The organism is Xanthobacter nonsaccharivorans (assembly GCF_043194755.2).
Taxonomy (GTDB): domain Bacteria; phylum Pseudomonadota; class Alphaproteobacteria; order Rhizobiales; family Xanthobacteraceae; genus Xanthobacter; species Xanthobacter autotrophicus_G.
In genome coordinates this window covers 5,112,995-5,130,915 of record NZ_CM195526.1, presented here as the reverse complement: position 1 = coordinate 5,130,915, position 17,921 = coordinate 5,112,995, and the positions used below count along the sequence as shown (strand labels likewise).

General features: G+C 69.3%; 16 protein-coding genes. 6 read left to right on the top strand and 10 right to left on the bottom strand.

Annotated elements, in window-relative coordinates; translation table 11 throughout:
• Positions 1 to 11: 11 nt before the first annotated feature.
• From V5F59_RS23490 to V5F59_RS23460, 7 genes are all read right to left on the bottom strand, one after another.
• Positions 12 to 914 (bottom strand): substrate-binding domain-containing protein, encoded by a 903-nt coding sequence (locus V5F59_RS23490; RefSeq protein ID WP_393978652.1) that lies wholly within the window; start codon positions 912 to 914, stop codon positions 12 to 14.
• On the bottom strand, positions 904 to 1,374 hold the full coding sequence (locus tag V5F59_RS23485; RefSeq protein WP_393979737.1) for a c-type cytochrome, methanol metabolism-related: 471 nt from the start codon (positions 1,372 to 1,374) through the stop codon (positions 904 to 906). The genes V5F59_RS23490 and V5F59_RS23485 overlap by 11 nt, the downstream gene beginning before the upstream one ends.
• Positions 1,375 to 1,700: 326 nt before the next feature.
• A complete protein-coding gene (gene xoxF5, locus V5F59_RS23480) occupies positions 1,701 to 3,509 on the bottom strand; it encodes a lanthanide-dependent methanol dehydrogenase XoxF5 (protein WP_393978650.1) in 1,809 nt (602 codons plus the stop codon).
• 349 nt (positions 3,510 to 3,858) lie between these two features.
• Entirely contained in the window at positions 3,859 to 4,833 is a 975-nt protein-coding gene (locus tag V5F59_RS23475) for a quinoprotein relay system zinc metallohydrolase 2 (protein WP_393978648.1), read from the bottom strand.
• A 41-nt stretch (positions 4,834 to 4,874) separates the two neighbouring features.
• Entirely contained in the window at positions 4,875 to 5,618 is a 744-nt protein-coding gene (locus V5F59_RS23470) for an ABC transporter ATP-binding protein (protein ID WP_393978646.1), read from the bottom strand.
• Positions 5,587 to 6,348: an ABC transporter permease gene (locus V5F59_RS23465; RefSeq protein WP_393978644.1), complete on the bottom strand. Its 762-nt coding sequence runs from the start codon at positions 6,346 to 6,348 to the stop codon at positions 5,587 to 5,589. The genes V5F59_RS23470 and V5F59_RS23465 overlap by 32 nt, the downstream gene beginning before the upstream one ends.
• Entirely contained in the window at positions 6,345 to 7,358 is a 1,014-nt protein-coding gene (locus V5F59_RS23460; protein ID WP_393978642.1) for an ABC transporter substrate-binding protein, read from the bottom strand. The genes V5F59_RS23465 and V5F59_RS23460 overlap by 4 nt, the downstream gene beginning before the upstream one ends.
• A gap of 383 nt (positions 7,359 to 7,741) precedes the next feature.
• Between V5F59_RS23460 and V5F59_RS23455 the strand changes: the two genes are divergently transcribed.
• From V5F59_RS23455 to V5F59_RS23430, 6 genes are all read left to right on the top strand, one after another.
• On the top strand, positions 7,742 to 10,207 hold the full coding sequence (locus V5F59_RS23455) for a TonB-dependent receptor (RefSeq protein ID WP_393978640.1): 2,466 nt from the start codon (positions 7,742 to 7,744) through the stop codon (positions 10,205 to 10,207).
• Positions 10,208 to 10,563: 356 nt separating this feature from the next.
• Positions 10,564 to 11,457, top strand: coding sequence for a methylene-tetrahydromethanopterin dehydrogenase N-terminal domain-containing protein (locus V5F59_RS23450; protein ID WP_393978638.1), 894 nt, complete (start codon positions 10,564 to 10,566; stop codon positions 11,455 to 11,457).
• Between the two features lie 96 nt (positions 11,458 to 11,553).
• A complete protein-coding gene (gene mch / locus V5F59_RS23445; RefSeq protein WP_393978636.1) occupies positions 11,554 to 12,549 on the top strand; it encodes a methenyltetrahydromethanopterin cyclohydrolase in 996 nt (331 codons plus the stop codon).
• Between the two features lies 1 nt (position 12,550).
• Complete coding sequence (locus tag V5F59_RS23440) at positions 12,551 to 13,444, top strand: RimK family alpha-L-glutamate ligase (RefSeq protein ID WP_393978634.1); 894 nt, start codon at positions 12,551 to 12,553, stop codon at positions 13,442 to 13,444.
• 62 nt (positions 13,445 to 13,506) lie between these two features.
• Positions 13,507 to 14,466: an ATP-grasp domain-containing protein gene (locus V5F59_RS23435; protein WP_393978632.1), complete on the top strand. Its 960-nt coding sequence runs from the start codon at positions 13,507 to 13,509 to the stop codon at positions 14,464 to 14,466.
• A complete protein-coding gene (locus tag V5F59_RS23430; protein ID WP_393978630.1) occupies positions 14,463 to 15,482 on the top strand; it encodes a hydantoinase/oxoprolinase family protein in 1,020 nt (339 codons plus the stop codon). Before V5F59_RS23435 ends, V5F59_RS23430 begins: the two co-directional genes overlap by 4 nt.
• Before the next feature lie 209 nt (positions 15,483 to 15,691).
• Here V5F59_RS23430 and V5F59_RS23425 read toward each other — a convergent pair whose 3' ends face one another.
• The 3 genes from V5F59_RS23425 to fhcD all read right to left on the bottom strand — a co-directional run bounded on the left by V5F59_RS23425 (position 15,692) and on the right by fhcD (position 17,905).
• Positions 15,692 to 16,093 (bottom strand): c-type cytochrome, encoded by a 402-nt coding sequence (locus V5F59_RS23425; RefSeq protein ID WP_509211143.1) that lies wholly within the window; start codon positions 16,091 to 16,093, stop codon positions 15,692 to 15,694.
• A gap of 71 nt (positions 16,094 to 16,164) precedes the next feature.
• Positions 16,165 to 16,971, bottom strand: a complete 807-nt coding sequence (locus V5F59_RS23420; protein WP_393982827.1) for a formylmethanofuran dehydrogenase subunit C — start codon at positions 16,969 to 16,971, stop codon at positions 16,165 to 16,167.
• Between the two features lie 19 nt (positions 16,972 to 16,990).
• On the bottom strand, positions 16,991 to 17,905 hold the full coding sequence (fhcD, locus tag V5F59_RS23415; protein ID WP_393982832.1) for a formylmethanofuran--tetrahydromethanopterin N-formyltransferase: 915 nt from the start codon (positions 17,903 to 17,905) through the stop codon (positions 16,991 to 16,993).
• Positions 17,906 to 17,921 lie beyond the last annotated feature (16 nt).

The following is a 17,921-nucleotide window of genomic DNA, read 5'->3' as shown; positions in this document are numbered from 1 at the left end:
CCGCCCGGCGCTCAAGGCCGCCGGCTCCCTTCGGGCTGGGCGGCGGTCTTCGCCGGGCTCGATCCGGCGACGAGCTGGTCCTCGTCGTCGAGGAGCGGCACGTGATAGGCGAGGAGCACCTTCTCGATATCGTCGGCGCGCTTGGCGATGACGCGGTTCAGCACCTGCTTCCACTGGTGGTCGGTCTGCCGCAGGCCCATGGTGATGCGATAGGTCATGGGCGGGCGCGGGCCCTCCTGCAGCAGAGGCACCACCTTGAGCGGCGCGCCGGCCCGGGCCGCGAAGAGCCCGGCCGTCGGGCCCCACAGCAGGGCGGCGTCGATCTCGCCCTTCGCGAGGTCGTCGACCATCTGCTCGGCCGGGGATTCGAAGCGGCGATCCACCAGCAGCGAATAGGTGCGCGCGGTGGGAAGCAGTCCGTATTCGAGGAGATGATCGGCCGGAGGAGTCGCGGCCATCACGCCCATGCGCCGGCCCTTGAGGCGCGGATCGGACATCCTCTCCACCCCGTCGAGCGGCCCGCCCGCCTTCACCAGCATCACGTAGACGGACTGGTAATAAGGATTGGTGTGCAGCACGGGATCCGCGCCCGCGGCATAGCCGATGACCACGTCGCACAGCCGGAGGCCGAGGGTGTTGCGCACGAAGCCCGGGCCTTGCGGCATGAAGTAATAGCGGACGGGCAGCTTGAGCTCGTCGGCGACGATCTCCGCGATCTTGTTCTCGAAGCCTTCGCCGGCCGTGTTCGAATAGGGCATGTTGGCGGGATCCGCGCAGACCCTGAGCGCATCCGCCGAGACCTGGTCGGGAATCTGCTGCCCGCCCGCACCGGAGGGCGTCAGCAGCAGGATGGCCGCGAGCGCTCCGGTGGCGAGGGATGCAAGGATCGGCGCGAACCGCTCCTTACTCGCCAAGGCAGGTCTTTTCAGCATTGATGGTCCCCTGCGTCTTGTCGTCCCGCTTGGGGGGGCGCACGCGGCCGAGGGCATCGTCGGAACGGGCCCTGAGGTAGACGTACAGGTCGTCGAGGTAGCACATGACGTTCTTGTTCAGGCCGAACGAGGGCATCACCTTGTCGTTGCCGCCACCCACGTTCTGGCGCCCGCCCACCACCACTTCCTGGAACTGGTCGTAGTTCATGACCTTGAGCGAATCGACCAGCGCCGGCGCGTAGGTGGAGCCCATGCCGTCGGGCCCGTGGCACACGTGGCATTCGGCGTGATAGCGCCGGTAGCCGGAATAGGTGAACCAATCCACCGTGCCATCCGGCTTGATGTTGTAGGTGGGAGCGCCGGAGGCGTCGAAATACTTGCCGTCCTCCTCCTTCACCGCCTTCGGATTACCCGGCGGGGTGGTTTCCGCGAACGCGGGCAGGCTTGCTGCGGCAAGGTGAAGGCTGAACGCCGTGAAGCAAAAAACGCCGACGCGCTTCAGTTTGACTGTAGAAACCACTCGATCTCTCCAAAAAGGCAGACGAAGCACCGGAGCCGGACCCGGACGTGCCCGAGGGCAGGGGAAACCCGTCTCTCACTCGTCAAAAGGGGCGCATGCTATCGGTTGCTGCGTCCGTCCGGACCAAGCCGGAAAACGGGCTGCGCGAAGCGGTGACGAGAGGGCCGGCACGACACCTTTTCAGCGGCGTGCCGGCCCGTTTCCACGTGTTCGCGCAGGACGCTACCCGCGGTTCAAACCATCCCGCCTCACTGCGGGACGGCGAAGACCGTGAGCTGGCCACCCAGAGCAGTGTAGTTGCTCAGGGCCGCATAGCCGCCCACCGCGCCGAGGCCGGCGTTGGGGTCGTTGAGGCCCGCCGCGAGGCCGATGCCGGCCCAGCCGCCGACGCCCGAGAGCACGGCCACGTACTGCTTGCCCTTGTGGGTGTAGGTCATCACGTTGCCGATGATGCCGGACGGGGTCTTGAACTTGTAGAGTTCCTTGCCCGTCTTGGCGTCCACCGCCTTCAGATAGCCCTCGAGGGTGCCGTAGAACACCACGCCGCCGGCCGTGGCGAGCGCGCCGGACCACACGGAGAACTGCTCCGGATTGGACCACACGATCTTGCCCTGGCGGGCATCCCACGCGATGAAGTTACCCATGCCGCCGTGGCTGCCGGGGGCCGGGAACATGGAGAGCGTGGCGCCCACATAGGGCTGGCCGGGGGTGTAGCTAACGCGGAACGGCTCGTAGTCCATGCACACATGGTTGGTGGGCACGTAGAACAGGCCGGTATCGGGCGAGAAGGAGGCCGGCTGCTGGTCCTTGGTGCCGAGCGCCGCGGGGCAGATGCCGGTGGTGTTGACGTCCTCGCCGTTATGCTCGGTGGAATACTTGTCCACGACCAGCGGACGACCGAAGGTCGGGCTGTTCTTGTCCATGTCCACCTTGGTGGCCCAGTTCACCGCCGGGTCATACTTCTCCGCCACGAGCAGCTCGCCGGTCTTGCGATCCAGCGTGTAGCCGAAGCCGTTACGGTCGAAGTGGACGAGGAGCGGACGCTTCTGGCCGCCGATCTCCTGATCGACGAGAACCATCTCGTTGATGCCGTCATAGTCCCACTGGTCGTGGGGGGTCATCTGGTAGACCCACTTGGCGACACCGGTGTCGGCGTCACGGGCGAACACGGTCATGGACCACTTGTTGTCGCCGGGGCGCTGCTTCGGGTTCCAGGTCGAGGGGTTGCCGGAGCCGTAGTAGATGAGGTTCGTCTGCGGGTCGTAGGAATACCAGCCCCAGGTGCAGCCGCCGCCGGTCTTCCACTGGTCGCCCTGCCAGGTCTTCAGCGAAGAATCCTTGCCCACGGGCTTGCCGAGGGAGGTGGTCTTCTCCGGATCGAAGAGCATCTCGTTGTCCGGGCCCATGGAATAGGCGCGCCAGACTTCCTTGCCGGAGTTGATGTCGTAGGCGGTGACGTGGCAGCGCACGCCGAACTCGCCGCCCGAGATGCCCACCAGCACCTTGTCCTTCACCGGCATGACGGTCGCGGTGTTGGTTTCACCCTTCTTGGGATCGCCATTCACCACCGACCACGCGACCTTGCCGGTCTTGGCGTCGAGGGCCACCACCTTGGTGTCGGCCTGATGCAGGAAGACCTTGCCATCGGCATAGGCGAGGCCGCGATTGACCGTGTCGCAGCACATCACCGGGATCACGTTCGGATCCTGCTTCGGCTCGTACTTCCAGATGATCCGGCCTTCGTTGTTGAGGTCGAGGGCGTAGACGATGTTGGGGAACGGCGTGTGCACGTACATCACGTCGCCCACCACCAGCGGCGAGCCTTCATGGCCGCGCAGCACGCCGGTGGAGAAGCTCCAGGCAACCTGCAGCTTGCCCACGTTGTCCGTGGTGATCTGCTTCAGCTTGGAAAAACGGGTGTTCGCATAGTCGCCGGTCTGCAGAACCCACTGGTTCGGGTCCTGGGTCAGCTTCAGAACGCTATCATTCGCCTGCGCGGGCGCACCGACAAAAGCGGTCACCGCCGCCGCAGCGGTCAAACCAAAAAGACGTCTCATCCGGGCTTCCTCCGATGGATGCGCGCCCGCCTCCACGCGATGTGGATCGGGAAACGCACTGAGCGTTGTTTTCGCCTTGGGGGACTCCATCTACTTCGGCAGCGTGTCACGACCGGCGTGATGCCCTAGAAGCCTTGCGGTGACGAGCGTCCCGCAGGCCTGCGAACCAACCCCGCGTTCCCCGCACGGAGTTGTTGAAGCCGAAGCTGAGAGGAACGTAAGCAATGTTCTCGTCAGACGCAATACGCCAAATGTCTGCACCCCCGGGCGAGTTATTCTGCGCCTGCGAAGTAACGGGGCGTCATTCGTGTTGCAGCGCAAAAGTGCGCGCCGCGAGGCTACCGACGCGTCATTCCCACTCGAACTCGTGGAACGCCGTGGTGGCGTTGCGGGCATTGAAATCATCGAACAGCTGCCAGTTCGGCGCCTCGGAGCGGCCCGCCTCTCCCGCCGCCTCCGACATGGTCGCACCCGCCCGGATCATGCCGCGGACATCGCCCGCGAGGCGCTTCAGATAGCGTTCCGTGGGCTCCGCCGCCGCCGGCCAGGGGGCCGAGGTCGGCCCATGGCCGGGCACCACGCGGGCCACCGGCCGGCGCTTCAGATCATCGAGAAGGGCGATCCATCCCGCCACCTTGCCATCCACCGCCGGCACGTGGCCGAGGAAGAGGAGATCGCCGAGGAACCAGGTGCCGGTGGTCTCATCGAGCACCGTCAGGTCGGTGGCGGTGTGGGCGGTGGGCCACACCTCGAGGCGCAGCGGGCGGTCGCCGAGGTCGATCACCTGCGCGTCGGCCACGGTGACATCCGGCAGGATCACGCGCGTGCCGGCGGCGTTTGCGCCCACCAGCCGCTCGGTGGCGGAAACATAGCTTTCCGCACGCGCCGCCAGCGCCTCCGGCAGATTCCTGTGGCCGACGAAGGTGACGCCCGGCCCCACGAAGGCGGCGTCGCCGAGCACGTGGTCGGGATGCACATGGGTGTTGATGACATAGCGGATCGGCAAGGCGGTGCGGGCGCGGATGGCCGCCTTCAGCCGCGCGCCGGCCTTGAAGCTGCCGCCTGTGTCCACCACCGCCACCGCATCCCGCCCGATGATGAACCCGGCATTGCCGACGAAGCCGAGATTCTTCGGCAGGGCAAGAGCATAGGGTGCCTGATGGACGAAGACGCCGGCCGCCACCTCCACCACCGGCAGCGGTTCGGCCTCAGGTTGCGGCGCAGCATCCCCAGCCGCCGCCACGCCCGCCTGGAGGGCGGCGAGTGCGGCGAGCAGCCGCACGATGGGGCCGATCCGCATCCGGCCTGCCGCGGCGCGTGTCATTCTCGCTCTCATGAGCAGTCCTCCTCCGGAACCGGGGCGGCTCAGGTCTCGCGCAGAAGGGCGAAGCGCGCCGCGAGCCGCGCCCGCTCGGCCTCGACCCACGCCATGGTGCGCCCGGCGCGCGGCATGTCCAGCCGCACCTCCTCCACCACATGAGCGGGGCGGGGCGCGAGCAGCACGAGCCGGTCGGCAAGCTCCAGCGCCTCACGCAGATTATGCGTCACCATGAGCACGCCCATCGCCTTTTGCGCGGCGGCGAGGGCCACGTAGCGGCGCAGCTCGGCGGCGGCCTGCGCATCCAGCGAGACGAAAGGCTCGTCGAGCACGAGCAGGTCCGGCTCCACCGCCAGCGCCCGCGCCAGCGACACCCGCCGCGCCAGGCCGAGGGAGAGCTCGCCCGGGTAGCGCGCGGCATGGCCCTCCAGCCCGAACCGCGCAATGAGGCCAGAGAGGTCCCGGCCACGCTGCGCCTTCGGCAGGACGAGGCGGATGTTCTCCTCCACCGTGCGCCACGGCAGCAGGCGCGGCTCCTGGAAGGCGATGCCGATCCGCAGCTGCGCCGGCTCGGGGGAGATGTGGCCCGCAAAGCTCCGGTCAAGCCCGGTGAGGATCCGCAGGGTCGTGGTCTTGCCGCAGCCCGAGGGACCGAGCAGGCAGACGAACTCGCCCCGCGCCAGGCGCAGGGACAGGTCGCGCACCGCCTCCGTCGCGGTCCCGTCGGGCCGCAGGTAGGTCTTGGCGGCGACATGGGCCTCAAGCAGCGCCGAGGCGCCAGCGTCGTGCATGGGATTCGAAGGGTTGCAGGATGAGATATTCGATGGCCAGCATCACGGCCATGAAGGCGAGGGAATAGCCGAGCACCGCGCGGACATCGAACAGCTGGAAGTAGATGGAGATGGCATAGCCCACCCCGTTCGGCCGGCCGAGCAGCTCCACCACCAGCACGATCTTCCACACCAGCGCGAGGCCGGAGCGCGCCGCCCCGGCCACGTAGGGCTGAAGCTGCGGCAACACCACGTGGCGCAGCCGGTCGAGAAAGGAGAGGCGATAGGCCTGCGCCATCTCGTCGAGCTCCGGGGACAAGGCGCGCGTCCCCTCGCGCAGGAGCACCACCACGGTGGGGATCTTGTTGAGTGCCACCGCCAGCACCGCCGCCGTCTCGGTGAGCCCGAGCCAGATGTAGCACAGCACGGTGATGACCAGCGCCGGCGTGTTGAGCAGAACCACCAGCCAGGTATCGAAGGCGCGGTCGAGGCCCCTCAGCCGGCCGAAGGCAAGGCCGAGGGCGCAGCCGATGAGCATGGCGAAGCTGAAGGACACCGCCACCCGCGCCAGCGTGATGGCGATGTTGGACAGGAGCGGCCCCTTCACCGCCTCGTGGCCGATGAACGCGAACACCGCCGTGGGCGCCGGCAGGGACGGGCTCTGCACGTGGCTGGCGGCCGCCTGCCACAGGGCCAGCAGCAGCGCCAGGGAGCCGGCCCGCACCGCAATGCCGGGCAAGGCCCCTCTCATCGGGGGTCGTCCGCGCCGGTCCAGTACAGGTCGGGCGGCAGGCTGGTGGCCGGGCCGACGAGGCTCGCTCCGCCCAGTTGCGCCAGCATCGCATAGAGCCTGGCGGCGGCGGCTCGGTCCTCGGCCAGCGGGAGGCGCGGGATGCCGGACACGAAGCCCCGGCGCAGCGCGGCGAAGACGCTATCGTCCGGCGCCTGCATCTGCGGGCGGGCCGCCGCCCAGGCGGCATCGGAGGCCGGCGCGGGCGCGCCCAGCGCCGCCTTGGTGGCGCGCGAGGCACGGGCGAAGGCGTTGACCGTCTCCGGATTGGCGCGGGCGAAGGCGCCGTCGAACACGTAGCCCACCAGCGTCGGCTCGTGCGGCACGCCGAAGCTCATCACCACCTCCTCCACGCTGATGAGCGGACGGAAGCCCTTCGGCTCCAGTCGGGCGCAGAAGGTCCAATAGAGCAGCGCCGCGTCGAGCCGGCCCTGGGACAGCTCCGCCGCAAGCAAAGGCGGGGCGGCAAACACCGGCTGCGCTGCGGTCCCAAGATCCAGGCCCGCCCGGGCTTGCGCATGGGCCTTCAGCATCAGCCAGCTCTTGTCGAGGGGGCCGCCGGCCACCCCCAGCCGCTTGCCGGCGAGATCCGCAACGGTGCGGATGGGCGAGCCCTCCGCGACCATCACCGCTCCCTCGGCGGAGGAGAAGGGCAGATAGAAGAGGTCGCGCCCGTCCGCCTTCACCCGCGCGGCCCACAAAAGGTCGGTCACGATGGCGTCCACCGCCTGCGCCTGGAAGGCGATGCGGCCGGTGTCGTTGGTGGCGAATCGCTGGACCGAGAGAGTTGCTCCCGCCTTCGCATCCAGGCCGAGCGCGGTCATGGCCGCGATTTCCCACGCCGCCGAGCCAAATTCGAGGATGCCGAGGCGGAGCACCGGCGCGGCGGCGTGCGCGAACGGCACGGCGGCAGACGCGGCGAGGGAAGCGGTCGCCCCCGTGAGCGCCAGCATTCGGCGGCGGGTGAGCATCGCCAACATCCCTCCTTCGGCGCGCGGCACGGCATTCGTGCGGCCGGCAGCTTGATGAGATTTCAAATGCCTGTCCACCGCGAATACGTCGACCGGGAATGGGAAGGCAAGATAAAATGAAACTCAACAGCACGATTCAACACTCAGATTCGCCGAAAACCCCGGAGAATTGGCGCACCGCCGTGCTTTCAGCCTGTTTCTCAAATATCTCTTAGGTATCTGAATGATTGACTGCTGATTTTGTCACACTATGCTTCCGTAGTATCGGGATCCGGATGCTGCGTGCGCCTTGCGACAGGGCGTTGCCGCCGGCCCGGGCGGCAAAACAATCATCAGAAGATGGGGAGGCCCGCGCGCCGCGGGACCTGGGGAGGACAAGGCCCATGACAGCGCAGACGTCCTGGCGCGCCATTGCCGCCGCTCTCGGCATCTGCGCCACGCTGCCTGCGGCCGCGCTGCTCACGAGCGGGCCAGCGCTGGCGCAGGAGCCGCCCGCCGGGGCCGGCGGCGGCACCGTCCAGCTCGACACGGTGGAAGTGGTGGCGACCACGCCGCTGTCGGGAACCGGGATCGATGCCGACAAGGTGCCGGGCGCGGTCACCTCCATCTCGTCGGAGCAGTTCGACCGGCTCTTCTCCTTCTCCACCACCGACGCCCTGTTCCAGTACACGCCGAGCGCCAGCACCACCGACGTGCAGGGCAACGCCTTCTTCCAAGACTTCCGCTACCGGGGCTTTGCCGCCTCCCCCCTGCAGGGCACGCCGCAGGGCATCGCGGTCTACCAGAACGGCATCCGCCTCAACGAGGCGTTCGGCGACACGGTGAACTGGGACCTGATCCCGGAAGTGGCCATCAACCGCGCCGAGGTGTTCTCCAACAACCCCGCCTTCGGCCTCAATGCGCTGGGCGGCGCCGTCTCCCTGCAGATGAAGAACGGCTTCACCTACCATGGCTTCGAGGGGAGCCTGCAGGGCGGCTCCTTCGGCCAGATTGGCGGCTCCATCCAGTACGGCGGCGAGAAGGACGGCTTCGGCGTCTACATCGCCGTGGACGCGGTACATGACGACGGCTGGCGCCTGCACTCACCCTCCGACCTCGCGCGCTTCTACAGCGACCTCGGCTGGAAGGGCGACAAGGCGGAGGTCCACATCATCGCCAGCGCGGCGAGCAACCACCTCGGCGTGGTGGGCCCGACACCGGTGGAGCTGCTCAACGTCGACTATGCCTCCGTCTACACGTGGCCGCAGACCACGAACAACGACATGGGCCTGCTGGCGCTCAACGGACGCTACGACCTCACCGACACCTGGCAGCTGCAGGGCAATGTCTATGCCCGCAAGTTCAGCCAGTCCCACGTGGACGGCAACGACGCCGACCTCGGGGCCTGCAGCAACACGTGGAATCCCGGCGTCGGCAACACCAAGATGTGCCTGGAGGACGACCAGTTCAGCGGCCCGGCCGGCGGCGGCACCCCAGCCACCAATCCCGCCTATGCCGCCTTCCGCAGCCAGATGGTGCTGTACGACCAGAGCGGCAACACCATTCCCTTCACTGCCCTCGGCGACAACCAGCTCTACGGCGTCATCAACCGCACCTGGACCGACACCACGACCTATGGCGGCTCGGTGCAGGCGACCAGCACCGACAAGCTGATCGGGCATGACAATTACTTCGTCGTGGGCGGCAGCGTCGACTACAGCACCGTCAACTTCCGCTCCAACACCGAGCTCGGCATCACCAATACCAACACGCTGCAGGTGGTGGGCACCGGCATCTACCTGCGGAACCAACCGGACTATTCGCTGCCGGACCAGTACCAGGTCTATTACCTGCCGGTGGACCTCAATGCCACCTCCACCTATTACGGCCTCTACGCCACCGACGCCTTCGACCTGACCGACCGGGCCACCCTCACGGTGGGCGCGCGCCTCAACATCGCGCAGATCTCCATGCAGGACGCCACCGGCACGAGCCCGCAGCTCAACGGCGACTACACCTTCGCCCGCATCAATCCGCTGGCTGGCCTCACCTACAAGCTCTCGCCGGAAATGACCGCCTATGCGGGCTATTCGGAATCCAACCGGGCCCCGACCCCCCTGGAGCTCAACTGCGCCGATCCCAACCGGCCGTGCCTCCTGGAAAACTCGCTGGTGGCGGATCCGCCGCTGGAGCAGGTGGTGTCCCACACCTACGAGGCGGGCCTGCGCGGCGCAGGCAAGCTGCTCGGCGGTGACGTGAGCTGGAAGCTCGGCATCTATCGGGTGGACAGCGACAACGACATCATCGCCCTCGCCAGCCAGCAGACCGGATACGGCTATTACACCAACGTGCCCGCCACCCGGCGGCAGGGCTTCGAGGCGGGGGTGCAATACGCCACGGGCCCCTGGAGGTTCTACGCCAACTACGCCTTCATCGACGCGACCTACCAGTTCACCGGCTTGCTCGCCTCGCCCAACAATCCGCTGGCGGTGGACGGCGAGATCCTGGTGACGCCGGGCGACCACATTCCTGGCATCCCGGCCCAGACCCTCAAGCTCGGCCTCGACTACATGGTGACCCCCAAGTGGAAGGTGGGCGGCGACATCATCGCCGTGTCCAGCCAGTACTACGTGGGGGACGACGCCAACCAGAATCCCATGCTGCCCGGCTATTGGGTGGCCAACATCCGCACCACCTACCAGGTGACCGACACCATCCAGGTCTTCGGCCTGGTCAACAACCTGTTCAACGCCAGGTACGCCACCTACGGCACCTTCTTCGATACCGGATACCTCGGCCTGAGCAATGCGCAGATGCAGAGCCCCGGCCAGCCGCTCTCGGCCTATGCCGGCGTGAAGGCCACCTTCTGACCGCCCCTCGAAGGGATTGAACGACCGCGCGCCGGCGGCGCCACGCGGTGGCCTCGCGCAGGCTCTGAACAAGGTCCCGGAACCGGCCTCGCGCACCGGAATGACCGGCGCAGGCGCGTGTGCGGCGCGACGTCGCCTGCGGCAATGCAGCATGACGGAAGACGTCGGCAGGCTTTCGCGCGGCTCCGCCCTGCAATACCCGAGTAAGTCAGGAAGGAAGACCCTTGCGCAAAGTGGGGCCTTCGGTCAAAAGTCTGTTCCGTTCGACCGCGTGCGGGGAAACAACCGCCGAGCGCCGGGTGCAAAGCCGGGGCGAAGCCACCCGCTAAATGTTTCCCTCAGCACGGAGCTGCGCCATGGCGGATTCCGCCCCCATTCTCCACATCATCACCCCGCTCGCGCATGTGAGCCCGTTCGACGTGAACATGGCGGTGGATGCTGGCTATGCCACCATCGCCCCCTATTCGCGCGTGAAGCTGGAAGAGGTGCGGGACCTGACGCAGGACATGATGTTCTCGCGCCCGCCCCATTTCGCTCCGCGCACGGGCCTGTTCATCGGCGGCAAGGATGCCGCCCTCGCCCTCGACATGGCCGCCGAGGCGAAGGCCTCCATCTTCCCGCCGTTCGAGATCTCCATCTTCCCGGATCCTGCGGGCTCCTTCACCACCGCGGCGGCGATGATCGCCAAGGTGGAGCAGGCGCTGCTGAAGACCCGGCCCGAGGGGTTGGCGGGTGCCAGCGTGCAGATCTATGGCGCCACCGGCGTGGTGGGGTCCATCGCCGCCGTGATCGCGGCCCAGGGGGGAGCGAAGGTCACGCTGGTGAGCCATCGCGAGATCGGCGCCGTGGAGGAGAAGGCGAAGGACATCAAGGCCCGCTTCGGCCTCGACCTCTCCTGCGCCGCCGCCGCCACCGACGAGGCCAAGGCCCGGCTGGTGCCGGATGCGGAGGTGATCCTTGCCGCCGGCAAGGCCGGCGTGCAGATCCTGACCGAGGATCATCTCAAGGTCGCCACCCGCCTCCTCGTCGCGGCGGACGTGAACGCCGTGCCGCCCGCCGGCATCGCCGGCATCGGCGCCCATGACGCCGCGGCCGAGCTGCCCCATGGCATCGGCATCGGCGCGCTCGCCATCGGCAATCTCAAGTATGCGGTGCAGCACACCTGGCTGCGGCGCATGAGCGAGACCACCGTGCCGCTGTTCATCGACCTTCCCGCCATCTTCAAGCTCGCCCGCGAGCTCGACGCCTAAGGCGGCCCCCATGCCCGCACCCGTCCGAACCCCCGCCCGGCCGTACCCGCCGCGCGCGGGCATCATCCGCCTTTGCCTGCGCCAGGAGGCACGGCCATGACATCCACCATCACCTCCGTTGCCGCCCCGGCGTCCGCCGATCCGCGCCCCAGCCTTGCCCGCGCCGTCGCGCCTCTGGTGGAGGCCCTCGTCGCCGATGCCGTCGCCCTGCGCCTCAAGGTGACCCGCGGCCCGCGCGACGTGCGCATCGTCGACGCCGGCATCGCCACCCCGGGCGGGCTCGAAGCGGGCCGGCGCATCGCCGAGATCTGCCTCGGCGGCCTCGGCCGCGTCTCCCTCGGGCCGGGCGGGCGCTTCTCGCCGTGGGACACGCTGGTGAGCGTCTCCACCTCCGACCCCGTGCTCGCCTGCCTCGGCAGCCAGTATGCGGGCTGGAGCCTTGCATCTGGCGACTTCTTCGCCCTCGGTTCCGGGCCCGGCCGCGCCACGGCGGCGGTGGAGACCCTGTTCGAGGAGCTGGGCTACCGCGATCCGGCGGAAAAGGTGGCGCTGGTGCTGGAAACCTCCGTCGTGCCCCCGGCCGAGGTGGTGGACGAGATCGCGAAGCAGTGTGCCGTCGATCCCTCCGACATCACCCTGATCCTCACCCCCACCAGCTCGCTGGCCGGCACGGTGCAGATCGTCTCCCGGGTGCTGGAGGTGGCGCTGCACAAGGCGCACGCCATCCACTTCCCGCTGGACCAGATCGTGGACGGCATCGGCTCGGCGCCGGTCTCCCCGCCCTCCCCGGACTTCCTCACCGCCATGGGCCGCACCAACGATGCGGTGCTCTACGGCGGCGACGTGCAGCTGTTCGTGCGCGGCCCGGCGGACGCGGCCAAGGACCTCGCGGCGCGCTTGCCCTCCCTCGCCTCGCGCGACTACGGGCGGCCGTTCGCGGAGATCTTCAACGGCTACGACTGCGATTTCTACAAGGTGGACCCGCTGCTGTTCTCACCGGCGCGCGTGACGGTGACCGCCCTCGACCACGGGCTCTCCTTCACCGCGGGCGGCTTCGACCCCATCCTCATCTCCCGGTCGTTCGGAGGCTGAGGTGGCGGGCTTCGTCCTCTTCGCCGAGCGGGTGGACTGGCACACCCGGTCCCTGCTCGCGGCGCTGAAGGCGCGGGGGGCGAAGGCCAAGGTGGTATCGCTCAAGTCCTGCGGCTTCGCGGTGGGCGAAACGGCCCACGGCCTGCTCCTGCCCGGCTTCGCCGAGGACCTGCCCGAGGCCTGCTTCGTGCGGTCCGTGCCCGCCGGCACGCTGGAGCAGGTGACGCTTCGGCTCGGCGTGCTGCATGCCCTGCGGGAGCTGGGCGTGCGCGTGATGAACGACGCCCGCGCCATCGAGCGCTGCGTGGACAAGAGCGCCACCACCTTCCTGCTGGCGCGCGCCGGCCTGCCCACCCCCCGCACGCTGGTGCTGGAGGCGCGGGAGACGGCGCAGATGCTGGTGGATGCCGCCCCCGGCGACAGCGTGCTGAAGCCGCTGTTCGGCGCCCAGGGACGCGGCCTCGCGCGCCTCGCGCCCAAGGCCCCCGTGCCGGAGGCGGAGGAGGTGGGCGGCGTTTACTACCTTCAGGACTTCGTCCGCGCCCCGCAGCGCGCCGGCATCGGCATGCACGAGGATTTCCGCGTGTTCGTGGTGGGTGGCCGGGCGCAGGCGGCCATGGCGCGGCGCAGCTCCTCCTGGATCACCAACATCCACCAGGGGGCCATCGGCGCGCCCGTGCCGGCGGAGGGGCAGGTCGCCGACCTCGCGGTGCGGGCCGCGGCGGCGGTGGGCGCGGCCTATGCCGGCGTCGACCTCATCGCCGACGCCGAGGGGCGCCTGATGGTGCTGGAGGTGAATTCCATGCCCGCCTGGCGTGGCCTGTTCGATGCCACCGGCCGCAACATGGCCGAGCCGCTGATGGCCCATCTCGTGGGCGAGACCGTGGCGGCGTGACGCTTCGCGCACGGGTGGCGGCGGTGCGGCCGGAACCGGCCGGGCGGTGAAATGGAGGGGACATGCGCGTCCTTGTGCTGGAATTCGTGACCTCCGGCGGCATGCGGGGCGAGGTCCTGCCGCCGAGCCTCGTCGCTGAGGCCACTTTGATCCGAGACGCCATGCTGCGCGATCTCGCGGCGCTGCCCCAGGGAATCGACGTTCATCTCACCGGCGACGATCGCCTGCCCCTGCCGCCCGGGGCCACCCCTGTCGGGGCACGGGCGGACGCATGGGCGCTGTGGCGGTCGCTGGCTGCCGGCGCCGACCTGGTCTGGCCCGTGGCGCCGGAGACCGGCGGCGTCCTCGGCCGGCTGGTGGAGATGCTGGAAGGCACGGGCGCGCATGTCCTCGCCTCCCGCCCCGAGGCGATCCGCGCCGCCACCAGCAAGCTGGAGACGGCCCGCCGGCTCGCGCGCGCCGGGCTGCCGCATATCCCCACCTTCGCGTTCGAGGCCGCGCCGCAGATGGCCGGACCGCGCATCACCAAGCCGGACGACGGCGCCGGCTGCGACGACACCCGCCTCTGGCCAGACGGCACGCCGGCGACGCCCGAGCGCCCGCAGGGCCTCGTGATCCAGCCCTATGTGGCGGGAGAGGCGGCGAGCCTGACGGTTCTGGCGCAGCAGGGCGACGCACGCCTGCTGTCCGCCAACCGCCAGCATATCCGCCTGGTCGACGGGCATGTCAGCCTTGCCGGGCTCACGGTCGGCAGCATCGCCGACACGGACGGGCGGCTGGCGGCGCTGGCGCGGGAGGTGGCAGCCACCTTTCCCGGCCTCGCCGGTATCTTCGGCATCGATATCCTCCTCACCGCCGAGGGGCCGGTGGTGGTGGAGGTGAACCCGCGCCTCACTACCGCCTATGCCGGCCTCGGCGAGGCCCTGGGCCTCAACCCGGCGTCCCTGCTCGCGGAGCTCGCTGCACCGGCAGGGGCCGGGATCGTGCTACAGACGCGGGCCGTGGAGCTGGCGCTGGCATGAATGACCTCATTCTCGGCTGGGACGTGGGCGGCGCCCATCTGAAGCGGGCGGTGCTGGCGCCCGACGGCACGCTGTTGTCCGTGGACATGGCCGCCTGCCCGCTGTGGCAGGGCCTCGACCAGCTGGACATCGCCATGGCGGCTCTGCCGCCGGTGGCGGGCCGCTCCGTTGCCACCATGACGGGGGAGCTCACCGACCTCTGGCCGGACCGCGCCACCGGGGTCGCCGGCCTCTCGGCCGCGCTGGTGGAGCGGCTGGGGCCGGACCTGCGCATCTATGCCGGGCGCGCCGGCTTCATCGGCGGAACCGATGCGGCCGCGCACGCCGGAGATGTGGCCTCGGCCAACTGGCACGCCACAGGCGCCGCCATCGCCCGCCTGCTGGGCGACGGCGTGCTCATGGACATCGGCTCCACCACCAGCGACATCATTCATTTTGCCGGCAAACACATTTGCTTTCGCGGCTATGCAGATTGCGAGCGGCTGGAGAGCGGTGAGCTGGTCTACAGCGGCGCTGTGCGCACGCCGGTGATGGCGCTGGCCGCCACCCTGCCCTTCCGTGGTCGGCCGGTGCCGCTGATGGCGGAGCATTTCGCCACCACCGCGGACATCCATCGCCTCACCGGGGCCCTGCCCGAGGGGGCGGACCTCCACCCCACCGCGGATGGCGGGCCGAAGACGCGGGAAGCCAGTGCCCGTCGGCTATTGCGCATGGTGGGCCGCGACCTAGGCCCTGCCACGCTGGAGGAGGCGGAGCGGCTCGCCGCATCCGCGGCAGAGATGCAATTGCACCGGCTGCACAGGGCATTGGCCCTGGTGTTGTCCGCCGGCGCGGTGCCGCTCGGGGCCCCGCTGGTCGGGGCCGGCGTCGGACGCTTCCTGGTGCGGGAACTGGCCGTGCGGAGCGGCCGGCCCTATCTGGATGGGGGGCTGGTTCTTGCGGGAACCACCACCCTCGCTTCGGCCGCCGCCGATTGCGCACCCGCCGTCGCGGTGGGGCATCTCGCCATTGCTTAGCCGGATACTTGTTTTCGGAGCGCTCGGCCTGAGGGCAGATGGCTGGAGCCTGTCTCACACTGAGGGTCCGTGAGCATGCCTCCCGGGTCTTCGGTCAAGCCCGCGCGGCGCTAGAGCGGCCCGCTCGGCCCCGGTCAAAGACCAGGGCCGATGATATTCAGTTTCGTCATCAGCTTCCGCCGTGGCTCCACCGGGCCATCACCCTGCCATCACTTGGCGGCGGGCTTGCCGTCGGCGCCGAAGGTGGCGAGGTAGGCGATGAGGTCCTTGCGGTCGTCGCCGCTCTTGATGCCGGCGAAGGCCATCTTGCCCTTCGGGGCGAGGTGCTTGGGGTTCTCGATATAGTCGTCGAGGGTGGCCAGGTCCCACACCTTGCCGGCAGCGGCGCCGTCCTTGATATCCTGCGAGTAGGCATAGCCCTCGAAATGCGCCCATTTGGCGCCGACGATGCCGTTCAGCGGCGGGCCCACCTTCACCTTGGCATCGGGGCCGATGGCATGGCACGCCATGCACTTCTTGAACTGGGTCTCGCCCTTGGCGACGTCGCCATCGGCGAGGGCCGCCCCGCTGGTCGCGGCAAGAAGCAAGGCGGAGGCAAACAGAACTCGCATCAGGCATTCCTCTCTTTCAGGGCTGGTTGGTCCAGCTGATATCCGGGCGCGGCCAGCCGGCCGGCCGCGGGTCATTGAAGGATGATCATCTCCCCCTCGCCGCCGGCGAGGCGATTTCCCGCAAGGCGCTCAGCCCGGGGCCCGAGCCGCCCGCCGAACAAGGCGGCAAGCTCCGGCACGCGGCGCCCCAGAAGTGCGAGCATCACGAAATCCTGCGGCCCGGTGGCGACAAAACCGGGGGCCGGCGCCTCCGGTTCCCGCGCGAGCAGCAAGGTGCCGCGCTTCATGCCGCGACCGGCACCGGCGCCGAGCCGGCCGGCCACCGCGATGGTGCCGGCGATGAGGCCGTCGGCCGCCCGCGGGCCGGCATCGCCGCCCACCAGGATGAGCCCGCCGCGCAGGCGCGCGCCGAGGCCCGCCCCCACATTGCCGGCCACATGGACGACACCGCCCTTCATGCCCTGCCGGTCGCCGGCGAGGGGACCCCCGACCTGGGCGCCTGCGGAGCCGGCCACTTCCACCCGGCCGCCGGTAAGGCCGGCGGCGAGACCGTCGCCCGCGTCGCCCGTGATGACCAGCCGGCCGCCACTCATCCCGGATCCGGCGAGCACGCCCACCGGGCCTTCCACAACGATCTCGCCGGCGGCAAGGCCAGCCCCCGCGAAATCAAGCCGCGCATCGCCGGAGACGAACAGGGCGTCGCTCCCGGACGGGGTGACGGTGAACAGCTCGCCGAGGAGGCGCGTGCCGGTGCCGTAGGGCACAGGCAGCCGCGCCGCTTCCTCCGCCGAGAGCAGGGACAGGACCGCCGGGGTGACGGCCGAAAAATCGACCCGGGCGCCGAGCGGCGCGCGCAGGGTGAGACGATATCCGCTCATCCGAAGTCTCCGCATCCGCTCATTGTTGCGCCGGCGCGGCCATCAGCTCGCGCAGCTTGAAATGGAACGGCCCGAGGTTGCCACCATAATTGCCGGCATCCACCGCCACCACGCCCGCCGCCGCCCCCAGATCACACACGGCGGAGATGCCCGCCCGCATGCTGGCGGCGACGTCAGCCTCGCAGAGGCCGTCGATGACGATCTCGAGCACGCTCTCCACCTCCTGCGGGAGGGCGCTTCTGGAAACGCCGCGCAGGGTGGGGCAATAGGCATCGTTGGTGGAGGCGATCATGCCCGCATATTTGGCGCCCACCTTGGAGCCGGAGCGCACCACGCCGCCCGGAAAGGGCATGATGGCCCCTTCCACCTTGGCCATGGCCGCCACCGCCGCCTCAGCCGCGGCGAGCGCCGCCGGACGCGAGCGGGCGAGGATGAGGAAGTTGCCGCCGCCCACCGCCGCGGTGGTGGAGCCCACCACCTCGTCGCAGACGAACTCGCCTTCCATCACCGGCACCCGCCAGAAGCGGCGCCCGCCGATGGACTTGGAAATCTGGTGGCCGTCGCCGAAATAGCGCAAAGCCCGCCCGAGCGGGACGGCGGTGCCGCCGTCCAACCCCGAATAGCAGGCCGAGGTGGGCGAGGTGAGGACGCACTGGCCGGCCCGCAGCGGCACCACCTTCTTCAGGTCCTTGAGGGACATGGCGAAGATGAGGACGGAATAGCCCGGCCGCCCGTCCGGCGTCTCCTCGGGGGAGAGCGCGCGCTCGATCGCGGCCTCGCAGCCGCAGCCGATGACCGAGGTGGCAAAGCCCGTCATGCTGGCCGCCGCGGTGTGGGCCCAGCGCGTCGTGTCGGCGGTGACGAGGAGGCGTGTGCCCGCCATGGGGAACGCCTCGGCGAAGCTGTCGCGGATCACGACGCCGTTGAGGATCATCTCGGGGCCCGGGGAT